At 71.8% G+C, this 16,238-nt stretch carries 16 protein-coding genes; 7 read left to right on the top strand and 9 right to left on the bottom strand.

Annotated features, from left to right (window positions below; all coding sequences use genetic code 11):
* Positions 1 to 117 precede the first annotated feature (117 nt).
* Positions 118 to 480 carry a four-helix bundle copper-binding protein gene (locus ABT300_RS15685; RefSeq protein WP_351675434.1) on the top strand — a complete coding sequence of 121 codons (363 nt, stop codon included), beginning with the start codon at positions 118 to 120 and terminating at the stop codon, positions 478 to 480.
* Between the two features lie 71 nt (positions 481 to 551).
* Here ABT300_RS15685 and ABT300_RS15690 read toward each other — a convergent pair whose 3' ends face one another.
* A complete protein-coding gene (locus ABT300_RS15690) occupies positions 552 to 1,826 on the bottom strand; it encodes an LCP family protein (protein ID WP_351675436.1) in 1,275 nt (424 codons plus the stop codon).
* Between the two features lie 120 nt (positions 1,827 to 1,946).
* On the opposite strand from ABT300_RS15690, the gene ABT300_RS15695 reads away from it, so the two are divergent.
* Positions 1,947 to 2,507 carry an acyl-CoA thioesterase gene (locus ABT300_RS15695; RefSeq protein ID WP_351675439.1) on the top strand — a complete coding sequence of 187 codons (561 nt, stop codon included), beginning with the start codon at positions 1,947 to 1,949 and terminating at the stop codon, positions 2,505 to 2,507.
* A gap of 61 nt (positions 2,508 to 2,568) precedes the next feature.
* On the opposite strand, the gene ABT300_RS15700 is transcribed toward ABT300_RS15695, so the two are convergent.
* The gene (locus tag ABT300_RS15700) at positions 2,569 to 3,726 is read right to left on the bottom strand and encodes an acyl-CoA dehydrogenase (protein WP_351675442.1); all 1,158 of its coding nucleotides are present in this window, start codon (positions 3,724 to 3,726) and stop codon (positions 2,569 to 2,571) included.
* Positions 3,727 to 3,925: 199 nt separating this feature from the next.
* On the opposite strand from ABT300_RS15700, the gene ABT300_RS15705 reads away from it, so the two are divergent.
* Positions 3,926 to 5,269, top strand: coding sequence for a UDP-glucose dehydrogenase family protein (locus ABT300_RS15705; RefSeq protein ID WP_351675445.1), 1,344 nt, complete (start codon positions 3,926 to 3,928; stop codon positions 5,267 to 5,269).
* Positions 5,270 to 5,522: 253 nt separating this feature from the next.
* Here ABT300_RS15705 and ABT300_RS15710 read toward each other — a convergent pair whose 3' ends face one another.
* Entirely contained in the window at positions 5,523 to 6,026 is a 504-nt protein-coding gene (locus ABT300_RS15710) for a CGNR zinc finger domain-containing protein (protein WP_351675448.1), read from the bottom strand.
* Positions 6,027 to 6,130: 104 nt separating this feature from the next.
* Between ABT300_RS15710 and ABT300_RS15715 the strand changes: the two genes are divergently transcribed.
* On the top strand, positions 6,131 to 6,490 hold the full coding sequence (locus tag ABT300_RS15715; RefSeq protein WP_351675451.1) for a VOC family protein: 360 nt from the start codon (positions 6,131 to 6,133) through the stop codon (positions 6,488 to 6,490).
* A 16-nt stretch (positions 6,491 to 6,506) separates the two neighbouring features.
* Positions 6,507 to 6,905 carry a VOC family protein gene (locus ABT300_RS15720; RefSeq protein ID WP_351675454.1) on the top strand — a complete coding sequence of 133 codons (399 nt, stop codon included), beginning with the start codon at positions 6,507 to 6,509 and terminating at the stop codon, positions 6,903 to 6,905.
* 31 nt (positions 6,906 to 6,936) lie between these two features.
* On the opposite strand, the gene ABT300_RS15725 is transcribed toward ABT300_RS15720, so the two are convergent.
* From ABT300_RS15725 to ABT300_RS15740, 4 genes are all read right to left on the bottom strand, one after another.
* A complete protein-coding gene (locus ABT300_RS15725) occupies positions 6,937 to 8,193 on the bottom strand; it encodes a dipeptidase (protein ID WP_351675457.1) in 1,257 nt (418 codons plus the stop codon).
* A 124-nt stretch (positions 8,194 to 8,317) separates the two neighbouring features.
* The gene (locus tag ABT300_RS15730) at positions 8,318 to 9,505 is read right to left on the bottom strand and encodes a dipeptidase (RefSeq protein WP_351675460.1); all 1,188 of its coding nucleotides are present in this window, start codon (positions 9,503 to 9,505) and stop codon (positions 8,318 to 8,320) included.
* A gap of 8 nt (positions 9,506 to 9,513) precedes the next feature.
* Positions 9,514 to 10,011 (bottom strand): 5-(carboxyamino)imidazole ribonucleotide mutase, encoded by a 498-nt coding sequence (purE, locus tag ABT300_RS15735; protein ID WP_351675473.1) that lies wholly within the window; start codon positions 10,009 to 10,011, stop codon positions 9,514 to 9,516.
* 77 nt (positions 10,012 to 10,088) lie between these two features.
* Positions 10,089 to 11,228 carry a 5-(carboxyamino)imidazole ribonucleotide synthase gene (locus tag ABT300_RS15740; RefSeq protein ID WP_351675462.1) on the bottom strand — a complete coding sequence of 380 codons (1,140 nt, stop codon included), beginning with the start codon at positions 11,226 to 11,228 and terminating at the stop codon, positions 10,089 to 10,091.
* 210 nt (positions 11,229 to 11,438) lie between these two features.
* On the opposite strand from ABT300_RS15740, the gene ABT300_RS15745 reads away from it, so the two are divergent.
* Entirely contained in the window at positions 11,439 to 11,954 is a 516-nt protein-coding gene (locus ABT300_RS15745) for a GtrA family protein (RefSeq protein WP_351675465.1), read from the top strand.
* 55 nt (positions 11,955 to 12,009) lie between these two features.
* Here ABT300_RS15745 and ABT300_RS15750 read toward each other — a convergent pair whose 3' ends face one another.
* Entirely contained in the window at positions 12,010 to 13,284 is a 1,275-nt protein-coding gene (locus ABT300_RS15750) for a sensor histidine kinase (RefSeq protein ID WP_351675468.1), read from the bottom strand.
* A 136-nt stretch (positions 13,285 to 13,420) separates the two neighbouring features.
* Positions 13,421 to 14,098, bottom strand: a complete 678-nt coding sequence (locus ABT300_RS15755) for a response regulator transcription factor (RefSeq protein ID WP_069768534.1) — start codon at positions 14,096 to 14,098, stop codon at positions 13,421 to 13,423.
* A 515-nt stretch (positions 14,099 to 14,613) separates the two neighbouring features.
* On the opposite strand from ABT300_RS15755, the gene ABT300_RS15760 reads away from it, so the two are divergent.
* Positions 14,614 to 16,110 carry an oligopeptide:H+ symporter gene (locus ABT300_RS15760; RefSeq protein ID WP_351675470.1) on the top strand — a complete coding sequence of 499 codons (1,497 nt, stop codon included), beginning with the start codon at positions 14,614 to 14,616 and terminating at the stop codon, positions 16,108 to 16,110.
* The last annotated feature ends 128 nt before the right edge of the window (positions 16,111 to 16,238 follow it).

Consider the following 16,238-nt stretch of genomic DNA (forward strand, 5'->3'; position numbering starts at 1 on the left):
GGGGCGGCGGTCCCCGATGGCGAGGGTCCGCGGGAGGGCGTAGGGATGGAAGGGCACGCAACGGGCCCGCCCGGCCCCCCTCACTCCCGCACGGGCCCCTCACCACGAGGAGGAGCCATGACCCGGCCCGGAACCATGAACGCCATGAGCAGCCAGATGCAGGACTGCGTCGAGGCCTGCATGTCCTGCCACAGCATGTGCGAGGAGACCATGAGCTCCTGCATGCAGATGGGCGGCCAGGCCCAGATGCAGATCATGCGCGCGCTGCTGGACTGCTCCGAGACGACCCGCATGTGCGCGGACATGATGATGCGACGCTCGCCCATGGCGACCGAGATGTGCGCGATGTGCGCCAAGGCGTGCGACATGTGCGCCGAGGCGTGCATGGCCATGCCGGACGATCCCCAGATGATCCGCTGCGCGGAGTCCTGTCGCCGCTGCGCCGAGATGTGCCGCACGATGGCGGGCGCCACGATGTGACGCCACCCCGCCAGGCCACGGAGAAGGGGCGCCCGGTGCGGGCGCCCCTTTCGCTGAGCGGGTGGTCCGGGTCAGTTGCCGGTGACGGTGACCTTCTCGTCGTTGTTCAGCTCGTTGACCAGCTGCTTGACCTTCGCCTTGTCCCAGACGAGGTTGCCGCCGGAGGAGCCGGAGATCGGCATGTTCAGCGAGGTGCCGTCGCCGCCGTTGACGCCCTTCATCGCGAAGAACATGGACCCGAGGTCGTACAGACCCATGTCCTTGTCGACGATGAGGGAGTCGAGGCCCGCGCTCATCGTCGGGTACAGCTTGAAGGGGTTCAGGACCGTGCCGGGGGTGGCCACCTCGTGGGCGAGGGCCGCGAGGAACTTCTGCTGGTTCTTGGTGCGCTGCAGGTCGGACGCGGCGAACGCGTGGCGGGTGCGGACGAACGCGAGCGCCTCCTCGCCGTTCAGCGTCTGCTTGCCCGCCTGGAAGTCGGCGCCCGAGTACTTGTCCTTGAAGGCCTTGTCGATGGTGATCTCGACGCCGCCGACCGCGTCCACGATGCTCGCGAAGCCGGCGAAGCCGATCTCGACGTAGTGGTCGATGCGCAGGCCGGTGTTGAACTCGATCGTGCGCACCAGCAGCTCGGGGCCGTCCGTCGCGTACGCGGCGTTCAGCTTGATGTGCCGGCCGGTGCCCTTGTACGTCTTGCCGGACTCCGAGCCGACGAACGTCGGGAGCTCCACGTCCGAGTCGCGCGGCAGCGAGATCAGGGTGTCGCCGCCCGACCCGACGTGCAGGATCATCATCGAGTCGGTGCGCTTGCCCTCGGCGGAGCCGGTGTGCAGCTTCTGCTTCTCCTCGGCGGACATGCCCTCGCGGCTGTCGGAGCCGACGATCAGGTAGTTCGTGCCGTCGCCGCCCTCGGGCCGGTCGATGACCTTCGACAGGTCGACCTCGCGCTTGAGCTTGCCGTCGGCCCAGAAGTAGGTGCCGACCGTCGTCACGACCAGCACGGTCACGACGGTGATCGCCGTCCACTTGATGCGGCGGCGCCAGTTCGGCGCGGGCCGCGGCTCGTCGCCGGCGTATCCGCCGCTCCCCCCGCCGCCGTCACCGTAGACCTGGCCCGTGTTGTAGCCGCTGTCGTAACCGGTCTGCCGGGCGTCGGTGTAGTCGCCGTATCCCTGGCCGTTGACGTACGACGGCTGCGGCGGGACGCCGGCGCCCTGCGGCGGCGCGGCCGGGCCGCGGCGGACCTGCCGCATGACTCGCGGGCTCTCGGGCTGCGCGTTCGCGCTGCCGCCGCCGTACCGGTTGCCGCGGTCCCTGTCGGACCATCCCTCGGGCCAATCGTTCATGCGGACCAGTGTGCAGGGCAGTGCTGTGTGCCGTACAAGGGCCGTCGGAGAATCAGGGCCCCGCTGTTGCCAAGCTGACACAAAGTCCCGGCTTGTCCCCCGCACCATAAGGTGGAGGACATGACAGACCAGGTCACCGCAGCGGAGTCGGGCAGCACCCCGGACATCCCGGGCAAGCCCACGTCGGCGTCCCGCACCACCCTCAGCCACATCATGACCCACAACGACACCAACCTCCTGGGCACGGTGCACGGCGGTGTGATCATGAAGCTCGTCGACGACGCGGCGGGCGCCGTGGCCGGCCGGCACTCCGGCGGACCCGCCGTCACCGCGTCGATGGACGAGATGGCGTTTCTCGAGCCGGTCCGCGTCGGCGATCTCGTCCATGTGAAGGCGCAGGTCAACTGGACGGGCCGGACGTCGATGGAGGTCGGCGTGCGGGTCCTGGCCGAGCGCTGGAACGAGTCCGCCCCGGCCACCCAGGTCGGCTCGGCCTATCTGGTGTTCGCCGCCGTCGACGCCGACGGCAAGCCGCGCACGGTCCCGCCGGTCCTCCCCGAGACGGAACGCGACAAGCGGCGCTTCCAGGAGGCCCAGATCCGCCGCACCCACCGTCTGGCCCGCCGCCGGGCGATCATGGAACTGCGCGAGCGCCGGATCTCGGAGGGGCTCGAGGACTGAGCGCCCGCACGACGAAGGCCCCGGCACACCCGTGCCGGGGCCTGTCTTCCCGCGCGGACGACTACGGAAGGTTCCTCGCCATCACGATCCGCTGGACTTGGTTCGTGCCTTCATAAATCTGGGTGATCTTGGCGTCGCGCATCATGCGCTCGACCGGGTAGTCGCGGGTGTAGCCGTAGCCGCCGAGGAGCTGGACGGCGTCCGTGGTGACCTCCATCGCCACGTCCGAGGCGAAGCACTTGGCGGCCGCGCCCTGGAAGGTGAGGTCGGAGTCGAGGCGCTCGGACTTGGCCGCCGCCGCGTACGTCAGCTGGCGGGCCGCCTCGATCTTCATGGCCATGTCGGCGAGCATGAACTGGATGCCCTGGAAGTCGGCGATCGGCTTGCCGAACTGCTTGCGCTCCTGGACGTAGCCCTTGGCGTAGTCGAAGGCGCCCTGGGCGACGCCGAGGGCCTGCGCGGCGATCGTGATGCGGGTGTGGTCGAGCGTCTTCATCGCCGTCGCGAAGCCCGTGCCCTCCTCGCCGATCATGCGGTCGGCCGGGATGCGGACGTTGTCGAAGTAGACCTCGCGGGTCGGGGAGCCCTTGATGCCGAGCTTCTTCTCCGGCGCGCCGAAGGAGACGCCGTCGTCCGACTTCTCGACGACGAAGGCGGAGATGCCCTTGGAGCGCTTCGAGGGGTCCGTCACGGCCATGACCGTGTAGTACTCGCTCACGCCTGCGTTGGTGATCCAGCGCTTGACGCCGTTGAGGATCCAGTGGTCGCCGTCGCGGACCGCCCTGGTCTTCATGCCGGCGGCGTCCGAGCCCGCGTCCGGCTCGGAGAGCGCGTACGAGAACATCGCGTCGCCCTTGGCGAGCGGCGACAGGTACTTCTTCTTCAGGTCCTCGGAACCGGAGAGGATCACCGGGAGCGAGCCCAGCTTGTTGACCGCGGGGATCAGCGAGGAGGACACGCAGACGCGGGCCACCTCCTCGATCACGATGACCGTCGCGAGGGCGTCGGCGCCCGTGCCGCCGTACTCCTCGGGGACGTGCACCGCGTGCAGGTCGCTGGCCACCAGCGCGTCCAGCGCCTCCTGCGGGAAGCGCGACTCCTCGTCCACCGCGGCGGCGAACGGCGCGATCTTCGCCTCGGAGAGCGAACGGATGGCGTCGCGGAGCATGTCGTGCTCCTCGGACGGGCGGTACAGGTCGAAATCAGCCGATCCGGCCAAGGTGTCTCACGCTCCAAAGACGCTGCGGTCACCGTGCTAATTACCGTTAAGTAACTCAAATTTTAAAGCGCCGCCGAGCCCGGTGATACGTGACCTTGGCGACAGGGGTCCCGCCCCGTGATCTGCCCGGTGAAGGGCGTCCGCACGCCCCGACTATGCTCGGGCGCGCAGCGACCGGCATCCCCCACCTGGAGCATTCATGGCCCTCAACATCACCGTGATCGGCACCGGCTATCTCGGCGCCACGCACGCCGCGGCCATGGCCGAGCTGGGATTCGAGGTGCTCGCTCTCGACGTGGTGCGCGAGAAGATCGAGATGCTCGAGCGCGGTGAGACGCCCATGTACGAGCCCGGTCTCGAGGAGCTGCTGCGCCGGCACGTCGCCGGGTTCGAGGGTTCCAGCGGGCGGCTGCGGTTCACCCAGGACTGGGCCGAGGTGGGGGCGTTCGGCGACGTCCACTTCGTCTGCGTCAACACGCCCCAGAAGCACGGCGAGTACGCGTGCGACATGTCGTACGTCGAGTCCGCCCTCGCCTCCCTCGCCCCGCATCTGACGCGGCCCGCGCTGGTCGTCGGCAAGTCGACCGTGCCGGTGGGCTCCGCGGACCGGCTGGCCCGCATGGTCGCCGAGCTCGCGCCGGCCGGTGAGGACGCCGAGCTCGCCTGGAACCCGGAGTTCCTGCGGGAGGGCTTCGCGGTGCAGGACACGCTGCACCCGGACCGGATCGTCGTCGGCGTGCGCACCGAGCGGGCCGAGGCGCTGCTGCGGCAGGTGTACGAGACGCCCGTCGGCGAGGGCTCGCCGTTCGTCGTCACCGACTTCCCCACGGCCGAGCTGGTGAAGACGTCCGCGAACTCCTTCCTCGCCACCAAGATCTCCTTCATCAACGCCATGGCGGAGGTGTGCGAGGCCGCGGACGGCGACGTCGCCAAGCTGGCCGAGGCGATCGGGTACGACGACCGGATCGGCAAGAAGTTCCTGCGGGCGGGGATCGGGTTCGGCGGCGGCTGTCTGCCCAAGGACATCCGTGCCTTCATGGCCCGGGCCGGCGAGCTCGGCGCCGACCAGGCGCTGACGTTCCTGCGCGAGATCGACTCGATCAACATGCGCCAGCGGGGGCGGATGGTGGAGCTGGCTCGGCAGGCGCTGGGGGGCGGGTCGTTCCTGGGCAAGCGGGTCGCCGTGCTCGGCGCCACGTTCAAGCCCGACTCGGACGACGTCCGCGACTCCCCCGCGCTGAACGTGGCCGGGCAGATCCATCTGCAGGGCGGTCAGGTCACGGTGTACGACCCGAAGGGCATGGAGAACGCCCGCCGGCTGTTCCCCACCCTCGGTTACGCCCCCTCGGCGCTGGAGGCCGTGCGGGGCGCGGACGCGGTGCTGCACCTGACCGAGTGGCGGGAGTTCCGCGAGCTGGACCCGGCGGCGCTCGGCGAGGTGGCGACGACCCGGCTGATCCTCGACGGCCGCAACGCGCTCGACCCGGAGCTGTGGCGCAAGGCCGGCTGGACCTACCGCGGGATGGGCCGCCCGACGGCCTGACACCCGCGGGCTCGCGGGGCGCCGCGGGACGCCAGAGGGCGCGGGGGCTCTTGCGGGGCGCGTGCAGGCGACGCCGGTTCGGCCGAGGCTCAGTCGGCCGAACCGGCGTCTTTCTGCATTCTGCACCACCGGCCTGTGCGACGGCCGGTGAACTCCTTCGCCGGGTGAACTCCCCGCCGGGTGAACTCCTGCGCCCAGCCGGCTGCTTCGCCCCGCGGATCGCCTCGCCCAGCGGGCTGATCCGCCCAGCGGGTCACTTCGACCGGTACCGGCGCATCTTGGCCCGGGCCCCGCAGACCTGCATCGAGCACCAGCGGCCCCGGCCTGCCGGACTGCGGTCGTAGTACGCCCAGTGGCAGGTGACGGCCTCGCAGGCCTTCAGCCTGGACCAGGTGCCCTCGACGAGGGCCTGCGCCACGGCGGTCGCCGTGCGGGCGAGCAGCGCTGCCCCGCCCGGTGCGGGGGCGAGGCGGGCGGAGCCGTCATCGGCGTCGACCGTCACCAGCAGGGGCGCGGCCGCGAGCAGGTCGCTCAGCGGGGTCACCGCGCGGTGCGGCGGATGGCCCGCGTGGGCCAGCAGGGCGGCGCGCAGGGACTCCCGCAGCTCGCGGGCGTGCGCGGCCTCGTCCTCGGCGATCCCGAACCTCGCCCGGCCCTGCGCGGTGTCCAGCGCGTCGGCGCCGGACTCGATGTCCAGCGTGTTCACCAGGGACTCGACCAGGGCCAGGTCGCCGGGCGCGGCCGATCGCTCACTCATGCTTGCGACGTTACCGCCGATGCGGGAGTATGCAGTAACCGTTACCGGTTATCCGCATCTATAGGTAACCGGGAGCGGGCAACTTCGACTCGAGGAGGAGCGTCATGGCTCTCGCCGAACTGGGCGTCGTCGTTCTGGACTGTCCCGACCCGCGCGCGCTGGCCGGTTTCTACGCCGAGGTGCTGGGCGGCAGCACGGAGGGCGACGACGACTGGGTCGACCTGAGACTGCCCGACGGCCGGTCGCTGGCCTTCCAGGCCGCCCCCGGGTTCACCCCGCCCGCCTGGCCCGCGCCCGAGCACTCCCAGCAGTTCCACCTGGACCTGACGGTGGCCGACCTGGACGCGGCCGAGCGCGGGGTGCTCGCCCTCGGCGCGAAGCCGCTGGACGCGGAGGACCGCTCGCGCGGGTGGCGTGTGTACGCCGATCCGGCAGGGCACCCGTTCTGCCTGTGCTCGTGCTGACGTCCTGGAGGGTTCCATGCCGCCCGTAGCCCGATTCCGTTCCGTCGTCCTCGACTGTCCCGACCCGGGCGCGCTGGCCGCGTTCTACGCGGCGGTCCTGGGCGGCTCCCCGGAGGCCGAGGAGGGCGAGGACGACTGGATCGTGCTGCGCGTCCCCGGCGGCCCCAGGATCGCGTTCCAGCAGGTCGAGGGGTACACCCCGCCCGAGTGGCCGCGCGCGGACCGCAACGCGCAGCAGTTCCACCTGGACCTCGACGGCGGCGCCACCTGGGAGCAGGTGGACGCCGCCCACGAGCGGGTGCTGGCACTGGGCGCCCGCCCGCTGGACCTGGAGGACCGGGAGAAGAAGGACTTCCAGGTGTACGCCGATCCGGCCGGGCACCCGTTCTGCCTGTGCCGCATCGAACACGTGTGAACGGGCCGCCCCGCGCGGGGCGGGCGCCGGGTCAGGCGTCCTGGCGGCCGTCCAGCCGCGCGACTCCCGCCGTGGGCGGCTCCCTGCGGTCACGGGCCGCCCGGGCCGCGAAGTCGGCCGTGCGCAACACGCGCTGCATGTTCCCCCAGGTCAGCAGGGCGATGTCGGTCTCCGGCCAGCCGCGGCCCAGCAGCTCGGCGATCAGGTGCGGATAGCCGGAGGCGTCGGCGAGGCCCTGCGGGTGGGCGGCGCCGGAGTCGTAGGTGCCGGACAGGCCGACGCAGTCCGGGCCGGCGATCGCGCGGACGTGGTCGAGGTGGTCGGCCACGTCCCGCACGCTCGGGCCGGTCTGCTCGGCGGTCAGCGGCACCAGGCACAGCCCCTTGGCCGCGCCCAGCTCGGCGAGCAGGCCGTCGGGCAGGTTGCCGGGGTGCGGGCGCAGCGCGCGGGCGGCGGAGCGGGTGCACAGCACCGGCGTCTTGGACAGCGCCAGCACACGGCCGATCGTGGCGTCGGATGCGCCGGAGAGGTCGGCCAGCACCCCGATCCGGTTCATCTCGCGCACCACCTCCTCGCCGAACCGGGTCAGCCCCGACTCACCCGCCCAGGAGGCGTCGACGAGGGTCAGGACGCGCAGTCCGAGCGTGTGCAGCGACCGCAGGATGCCGAGGGAGCCGTCCACCGCCGCGGCCGTGGCGGGGCCCAGCACGACGGCCACCCGGCCGCAGTGGTGGGCGTCGATGACCTGCCCGGCGCTGAGCGCCAGCCGCAGCCCCTCGGGGTGCGCGGCGATCACCGACCGGGCGTGGTCCAGCTGCTCCAGGGTCGCGCCGACGGCCCGCTCGGGGGCGAGGCCCTCGGGCGGATGCAGCGACCACAGCAGCGCGCCGACATGGCCCTCCCGCAGCCGGGGCACGTCGGTGTCGACGGCGCTCTCGCCGAGCTGGAGGTCGTACCAGGGCAGGTGCCGCAGGGCCCACGGCAGTCCGCTGTAGCCGTCGGCGACGGGGTGGGCGGCGAGAAGGGCCCGGGCGCGCTCCAAGGGGCTGTCCTGCGTCTCCCGCTCCCTTTCCCGTCCCGTTTCCCGTCCCCGCTCCGACCCGGGCTCCGGCCCGCGTCCTCGCTCGGACTCAGGCTCCGGGACGGCCCCCGGCTCGGTGGCGCCGGACTCCTCGGTCCTGTGCGTCCCGCGCGTGTACGGGGCGCCCGGGGAAGGGGCCGTCTGCGCCTCGGCGTCCAGCTCGCCGGCCTCGGGAAGAGGCCGCAGTTCGTCCTGGAGGTCGGCCATGACGGTCTCCGTACGTCGATCAGCAGTACGGTCACCGTCGCACGGGGGGCGGCGTTCTTCCCGGTGGACAAGGCGTTCGGGGGTACGCGGGCGGGGGACGGCCGCCCCCGCCCGCGTCGGAGGGTCAGCCGTCCAGCGAGCCGATCGTCGCGTGGGACGCCGCGCGCGTGGCCTGCAGGTCCCGCGCCACGTCCTCCGCCGCGCCCAGCACGCGCACCGCGTTGCGCCAGGTCAGCTTGGCGAGGTCGGCGGCCGACCAGCCGCGGTCGAGGAGCTCCGCGATCAGGCGGGGATAGCCGGAGACGTCGTTCAGCCCTTCGGGGGTGAAGGCCGTGCCGTCGTAGTCGCCGCCGATGCCGAGATGGTCGACGCCGGCGGCCTCGCGCATGTGGTCGAGGTGGTCGGCGACCGTGGCGACGGTGGCGATCGGGCGGGGCCGGGTCTCCTCGAAGGCCCGGTGCACCTTCATCGCCTCGGGGGTGGTGTCGAGCGGGTGGAAGCCGTGGGCGCGCATGTTGTCGTCGGCCGCGGCCGTCCAGTCGACCGCCTCCTGGAGGACGAACTTCGGCACGAACGTCACCATCGCCATGCCGCCGTTGGCGGGCAGCCGCTCCAGGACGTCGTCCGGGATGTTGCGCGGATGGTCGCAGACCGCCCGCGCGGAGGAGTGGGAGAAGATCACCGGCGCGCTCGTCGCGTCGAGGGCGTCCCGCATCGTGGTCGCCGCCACGTGCGAGAGGTCGACCAGCATGCCCTCGCGGTTCATCTCGCGCACGACCTCGCGGCCGAAGGCGGTCAGGCCGCCGGCGGCCGGCTCGTCGGTCGCGGAGTCCGCCCAGTCCACGTTGTCGTTGTGGGTGAGGGTCAGGTAGCGCACGCCGAGCGCGTACAGCCCGCGCAGCACGCCTAGCGAGTTGGCGATGGAGTGACCGCCCTCCGCGCCCATCAGCGAGGCGATCCGGCCCTCCGCGCGGGCCGCCTCCATGTCGGCGGCCGTCAGCGCCGCGCGCAGGTCGCGCGGGTGGCGGGCGACGAGCCGCCGGACGCAGTCGATCTGCTCCAGCGTCGCCGGCACCGCGTCGGGCAGGTCCGAGCGCACGTACACCGACCAGTACTGCGCGCCGACCCCGCCCGCGCGCAGCCGGGGGATGTCGGTGTGCAGGTGGGCATGCTGGTCGGCGGCGAGGTCGCGGGCGTCGAGGTCGTAGCGGACCTGTTCGCGCAGCGCCCAGGGCAGGTCGTTGTGGCCGTCGGCGACCGGGAACTCGCGCAGGAGCTCGCGGGCGGCGGCCAGTGAGGTCGGCTCGCTCACGTGGCCCGTCACTTCCCGAAGCCGAAGCCGTTCGCGCCCTCGACCTTGGCCCGCAGGCGCTTGCCCTTCTCGGTGGCCTGGTCGTTGAGCTCCTGCTGGAACTCGCGCATCCGGGCGAGCAGCTCCTCGTCGTGCGCGGCGAGGATGCGGGCGGCCAGCAGGCCGGCGTTGCGCGCGCCGCCGACGGAGACGGTCGCGACGGGCACGCCGGCCGGCATCTGCACGATGGACAGCAGGCTGTCCATGCCGTCCAGGTACTTCAGGGGCACGGGCACGCCGATGACCGGCAGCGGGGTCACGGAGGCGAGCATGCCGGGCAGGTGGGCCGCGCCGCCCGCGCCGGCGATGATCGCCTTGAGGCCGCGGTCGGCCGCCTGCTCGCCGTACGCGACCATCTCGCGCGGCATGCGGTGCGCGGAGACGACGTCGACCTCGTACGCGATCTCGAACTCGTCGAGGGCCTGGGCTGCGGCCTCCATGACCGGCCAGTCGCTGTCCGACCCCATGACGATGCCGACCAAGGGAAAGGGGGGCGCGTCAGCGCTCGTTGAGGGGTGGTGGTCGGGCGACGGGAGGGCGGGTGTCATTCGGTGATCGTGCCTCTCAGGTAACCGGCTGCGTGACGTGCGCGCTCGAGGACGTCGTCCAGGTCGTCGCCGTAGGTGTTGACGTGGCCTACCTTGCGGCCGGGCTTCACGTCCTTGCCGTACATGTGGATCTTGAGCTTGGGGTCGCGGGCCATGCAGTGCAGATACGCGGAGTACATGTCCGGGTAGTCGCCGCCGAGGACGTTGACCATGACCGTCCAGGGGGCGCGCGGCCGCGGGTCGCCGAGCGGGAGGTCCAGGACCGCGCGGACGTGGTTGGCGAACTGCGAGGTGATCGCGCCGTCCATCGACCAGTGGCCCGAGTTGTGCGGGCGCATCGCCAGCTCGTTGACGAGGATGCGGCCGTCGCGGGTCTGGAACAGCTCGACCGCGAGGTGGCCGACGACGCCGAGTTCCTTGGCGATGCTGAGGGCCATCTCCTCGGCCCGCAGCGCGAGGGCCTCGTCCAGGCCGGGGGCCGGGGCGATCACGGTGTCGCAGACGCCGCCGACCTGCTGGGACTCGACGACCGGGTACGCGACCGCCTGGCCGTGCGGGGAGCGCACGACGTTGGCGGCGAGCTCGCGCACGTAGTCGACCTTCTCCTCGGCCAGGACGGGGACGCCGGCCCGGAAGGGGTCCTCGGCCTCCTCGGCGGAGTCGACGACCCAGACCCCCTTGCCGTCGTAACCGCCGCGGACGGTCTTCAGGACGACCGGGAAGCCGTCGCCCTCGGCGGCGAAGGCGGCCACGTCGGCCGGGTCGGTCACGATCCGGTGCCGTGGGCACGGGACGCCGATCGCGTCGAGTCTGGCGCGCATCACCCCCTTGTCCTGGGCGTGCACCAGCGCGTCGGGGCCTGGGCGGACGGGGATGCCGTCCGCCTCCAGCGCCCGCAGATGCTCGGTGGGAACGTGTTCGTGATCGAAGGTGATCACATCGCACCCGCGCGCGAACTCACGGAGCGTGTCGAGGTCGCGATAGTCGCCGATGACGACATCGCTCACGACCTGCGCCGCGGAATCCTGTGGGGTGTCACTGAGGAGCTTGAACCTGATGCCGAGCGGGATGCCCGCCTCGTGTGTCATACGAGCGAGCTGGCCCCCGCCGACCATGCCGACTACCGGGAACGTCACGCCCCCAGGGTATCGGCCACGCCACCGCGGCCGGATCCCGCGCCTCTTACCGGTGCCTTTCCCTGCTCATACCCGCGCCCATACCTGTCGTATCGCCGCATCTGCCCCGTCGGGCGCGGTCCGGTGAGCGGGACCACAGGAAACCGAGAAGAGTGGTGGTTAGCATGGCTGGGTTGACGAAACCGAACCCGGACGGGGGCCTGTACGACCATGGCGCATGGTTCCTCGGGGCTGAAGAGGCTCGTCCACGAGCTGGCCAAGTTCGGAGCCGTGGGCGGCGCGGGCCTGCTGGTCAACCTCGGCGTGTTCAACCTCGTCCGCCATCTCACCGATCTGCAGGTGGTGCGGGCGAGCGTGCTGGCGACCGTCGTGTCGATCGCCTTCAACTACGTGGGGTTCCGCTACTTCACCTACCGTGACCGCGACAAGGGCGGACGCACGAGGGAACTGACGCTGTTCATGGCGTTCAGCGCGGTCGGCCTGGTGATCGAGAACGGGCTGCTGTTCGTGGCGACCTACGGCTTCGGGTGGGACAGCCCGCTGCAGAACAACGTGTTCAAGTTCGTCGGCATCGGGGTCGCGACGCTGTTCCGGTTCTGGTCCTACCGCACCTGGGTCTTCCGGGCGCTGCCCGAGCCGGAGCCCGTGCCCGGCGCCGAGACGTTCCGCGCGGTGGCCGAGCAGGCCAGGAGGCCCGCGCCGAAGGCCTCGCAGCGGGTCGGCTGAGCCCACGAGGGCCCGCTCTCACCGCGGGGCCTGCTCCGCCGACGGCCCGCCGCGCTCACCTGACGGTCGGCTCGTCGTCGCCCGTCGTGCGCGCCTGCGGGGCCGTGCGGGACAGGAACAGACCGAAGACCGGGGGCTGCGCCTGGAGCATCTCCAGACGGCCGCCGTCGGCCTCCGCCAGGTCGCGGGCCACGGCCAGACCGATGCCGGTGGAGTTGCGGCCGCTGATCGCCCGCTCGAAGATGCGGGCCCCCAGGTCTGCGGGGACGCCCGGCCCCTCGTCGGTCACCTCGACGACGGCCTGGTTGCCGGTGACGCGGGTGCGCAGCGCCACGGTGCCGCCGCCGTGCATGAGGGAGTTCTCGATCAGGGCGGCCAGGACCTGGGCGACCGCGCCGGGCGTGCCCACCGCGCGCAGATGGCGTTTGCCTGAGCTGACGATGGCCCGGCCGTCGCCGCGGTAGGCGGGCCGCCACTCGGCGAGCTGCTGCTGGATGACCTCGTCGAGGTCGAAGGTGACGGCGGAGCCGGTACGCGGGTCCCGGGCGTTGGTGAGGAGGCGTTCCACCACGTCCGTCAGGCGCTCCACCTGGGTCAGCGCGATCGTGGCCTCCTCCTTCACCGTGTCGGGGTCGTCGGTGAGGGTGATCTCCTCCAGGCGCATGGAAAGGGCCGTCAGGGGGGTGCGCAGCTGGTGGGAGGCGTCGGCGGCGAGCCGTCGTTCGGCGGTGAGCATGCGGGCGATGCGTTCGGCGGACGAGTCGAGGACGTCGGCGACCCGGTCCAGCTCGGGGACGGCGTACCGCTTGTGGCGGGGGCGCGGGTCGCCCGAGCCTAGGCGCTCGGCGGTCTCCGCGAGGTCGGTCAGCGGGGAGGCGAGGCGATTGGCCTGGCGGATGGCCAGCAGGACCGCGGCGACCACGGCGAGCAGCGCCACGAGGGCGATGATCAGCAGGGTCCGGCCGACCTCCCGGGTCACGGTGGAGCGCGGCTCCTGCACCAGGACGGTCTCGCCCTCCTCGCCCCTGGCATGCGCCTTGATGACGTCGCCGGTGGGCTTGGTCCCGACCTCGATGACGGGCCGGCCGGGGATGCGGATCTCGGCGTAGCGGTCCTGGGTGACCTGGTCGCGCAGTATCGCCGGGGTGACGTTCTCCGAGCCGACCAGCCGGCTGTCCACGATGCTGGCCAGCCGCAGCGCCTCGGAGTCGACCCGCTCCTGGGCGCTGTTGCTGATCGTGCGGGTCTCGACGATGACGAGGGACACCCCGAACACCGCGATGACGACGAGCACCACGGCGAGGGTGGACTGGATGAGACGGCGGCGCACGGTGCCCTCCGGTGCGGTGACTTTTCAACTCAGGTGCCGGCCGCCCCGCAGGGCGCGGGGGACTGCGCGAGAAGCCCCGCCGGCCCGCACCCGACGACGCGGCCCAGGCGCCCCGCGGCGGCTCGGCGGCGGCGCCTCAGCTCTTCTCGAAGCGGAAGCCCACACCTCGTACGGTGGCGATGTAGCGGGGGTTGGCCGCGTCGTCGCCGAGCTTCTTGCGCAGCCAGGAGATGTGCATGTCGAGGGTCTTGGTCGACGACCACCAGGTGGTGTCCCACACCTCGCGCATCAGCTGGTCGCGGGTGACGACCCGGCCCGCGTCGCGCACGAGGACCCGCAGCAGGTCGAACTCCTTGGCGGTGAGCTGGAGTTCCTCGTCGCCCATCCACGCGCGGTGCGACTCGACGTCGATGCGCACGCCGTGCGTGGCGGGCGGCTGCTGCGGTTCGGACGCGCCGCGCCGCAGCAGGGCCCGGACCCGGGCGAGGAGTTCGGCCAGCCGGAAGGGCTTGGTGACGTAGTCGTCCGCGCCCGCGTCCAGGCCGACGACGGTGTCCACCTCGTCGGCGCGCGCGGTCAGGATCAGGATCGGAATGGCGTGGCCCTCGGAGCGCAGCCGTCGGGCCACCTCCAGGCCGTCCATGCCGGGCAGACCGAGGTCCAGCACGACCAGGTCGACGCCGCCCTGCATTCCGGCGTCCAGCGCGGTGGGGCCGTCCTCGCGCACCTCGACCTCGTAGCCCTCCCGGCGCAGTGCGCGGGCCAGCGGCTCCGAGATGGACGCGTCGTCCTCGGCGAGCAGTACTCGGGTCATGAGCTGATGGTAGTCCGCGGCAGGCGACCGTCGAAGTGTGATCGCCCATGCGGTTTCTTACCCCGGACATGCCGGACACACCGGTCGCCGACCCGGGGCCGCCGACCCGCCGACGCTGGTACGGACCTGCGGTCGGCAGATGGCATCCTGGTGCAGACCTTCGAAGTGCCGACCGCGGTTCCTTGATCACCTGTGATCCGTGTCTCAAGTCCTTCCATATGCGGCGTTGTGCTGTCGTATGGTGGCAGAACGCTTGTAGCACACAAGGACCTTTGGCGGTCGGCTTGACGTCGAGGGTCCCTTCTGTGTGCGGGCCGGTCCGCCGGCCTCGAAAGGAACGACCTGTGGCCGGGCCCCCGACGAGGGGGCGTGGATCCCGGCGGTCGCCGTCCACCGCTTCGCGATCCGAAGCGGACTCCCCCGGGCGTGGGAGTGGGCGACGCGGTCCGCCGGTGCCGGCCAGCCCCCCACCGGGCGCGAGCTCTCGCGGCGCGTCCCGACCAGCAAGGAACGACATGGCGTCCAGCCTGACGAAGGACTCGGTCCGCCCGGGCACCCCCGGCTCCCAGAAGACCTTCTTCGGCCACCCCCGCGGACTGGCCACTCTCTTCATGACCGAGATGTGGGAGCGTTTCTCCTACTACGGCATGCGGGCCCTGCTCCCGCTGTACCTGGTCGCCCCCGGCGGCCTGCACCTCAGCGCCGCGACGGCCACCGCGATCTACTCGGTCTACCTGTCGCTCGTGTACCTGCTCGCCCTGCCCGGCGGCTGGTTCGCCGACCGCGTGCTCGGCCCCCGCAGGACCGTCGCCGTCGCCGGCGCGATCATCATGCTCGGCCATCTCACCCTCGCGCTGCCGAACGCCGGCACCTTCTACGCGGGCCTCGGTCTCGTCGCCATCGGCTCGGGCCTGCTCAAGGCCAACATCTCCACGATGGTCGGCCACCTCTACGACGGGCCCGACGACCCGCGCCGGGACGGCGGCTTCACGCTGTTCTACATCGGCATCAACCTGGGCGCGTTCGCCGCGCCGCTGATCATCGGCACCATCGGCGAGAACGTCAACTGGCACCTGGGCTTCGCGCTCGCCGCGCTCGGCATGGGCCTGGGCCTCACCCAGTTCCTCCTCGGCGGCCGCCACCTGAGCACCCGCTCGGACGTCGTCCCCACGCCGCTGTCGGCGCAGGAGAAGGCGGCCACGCTGCGCAAGGCCGCGTTCTGGGCGGCCGTCGCGATCGTCTTCTACGCCGTCGTGGGCGTCTCCGGCGTCTACACGCTGAACTGGCTGCTGGTGCCGATCACGGTGGCCGGCCTGGTCATCCCGGTGCTCGTCATCGCCCGGATGAAGCGGGACAAGGAGCTGGACGGCGCCGAGCAGTCCAAGCTGACGGCGTACGTCTGGTTCTTCGTCGCCGCGGCCGTGTTCTGGATGATCTACGACCAGGGCGGCTCGACGCTGTCCCTGTTCGCGGAGTCCTCGGCGAAGAACAGCGTGTTCGGGTGGGACTTCCCGGTCTCCTGGTACCAGTCGGTCAACCCGGTCCTGATCATGGCGCTGGCGCCGCTCTTCGCCTGGGCCTGGCTGGCGCTGGCCCGGCGCGGCAAGGAGCCGAGCACGGCGACGAAGTTCGCGATGGGCCTGGTCCTGGTCGGCGCGTCGTTCTTCCTGTTCCTGGCCCCGCTGGCGATCGCCGAGGGCGGTCACAAGGCGGCCGCGCTGTGGCTGGCGGCGATCTACTTCGTGCAGACCGTCGGCGAGCTGACCCTCTCCCCCGTCGGCCTGTCCGTCACCACGAAGATGGCGCCCGCGAAGTACGCCTCGCAGATGATGGGCGTCTGGTTCCTGGCCGTCACCGCGGGCGACGCCACGACCGGTCTGCTGTCCATCGCCGGCGTCGACCTCAACAAGACGGGCATCGTGGCCCTGGAGGCCGCGCTCGCCGTCATCGCCGGCGCGGCGGTGTGGATGTACCGCAAGAAGGTCAAGGAGCTCATGGGCGACGTGCACTGACGTCCCCCATGAGGGACGTGCGCCGACGTCCGCTCCTGCATCGACGGAGGGCCCCCCCCCCCCCCCCGGGGCCCCCGCCCACCCACCGCCGCCCCGCGCCGCCCCAAACCCCCCCCACCAAAAAAACG

Source organism: Streptomyces sp. NPDC001027, from assembly GCF_040299045.1.
GTDB lineage: Bacteria > Actinomycetota > Actinomycetes > Streptomycetales > Streptomycetaceae > Streptomyces.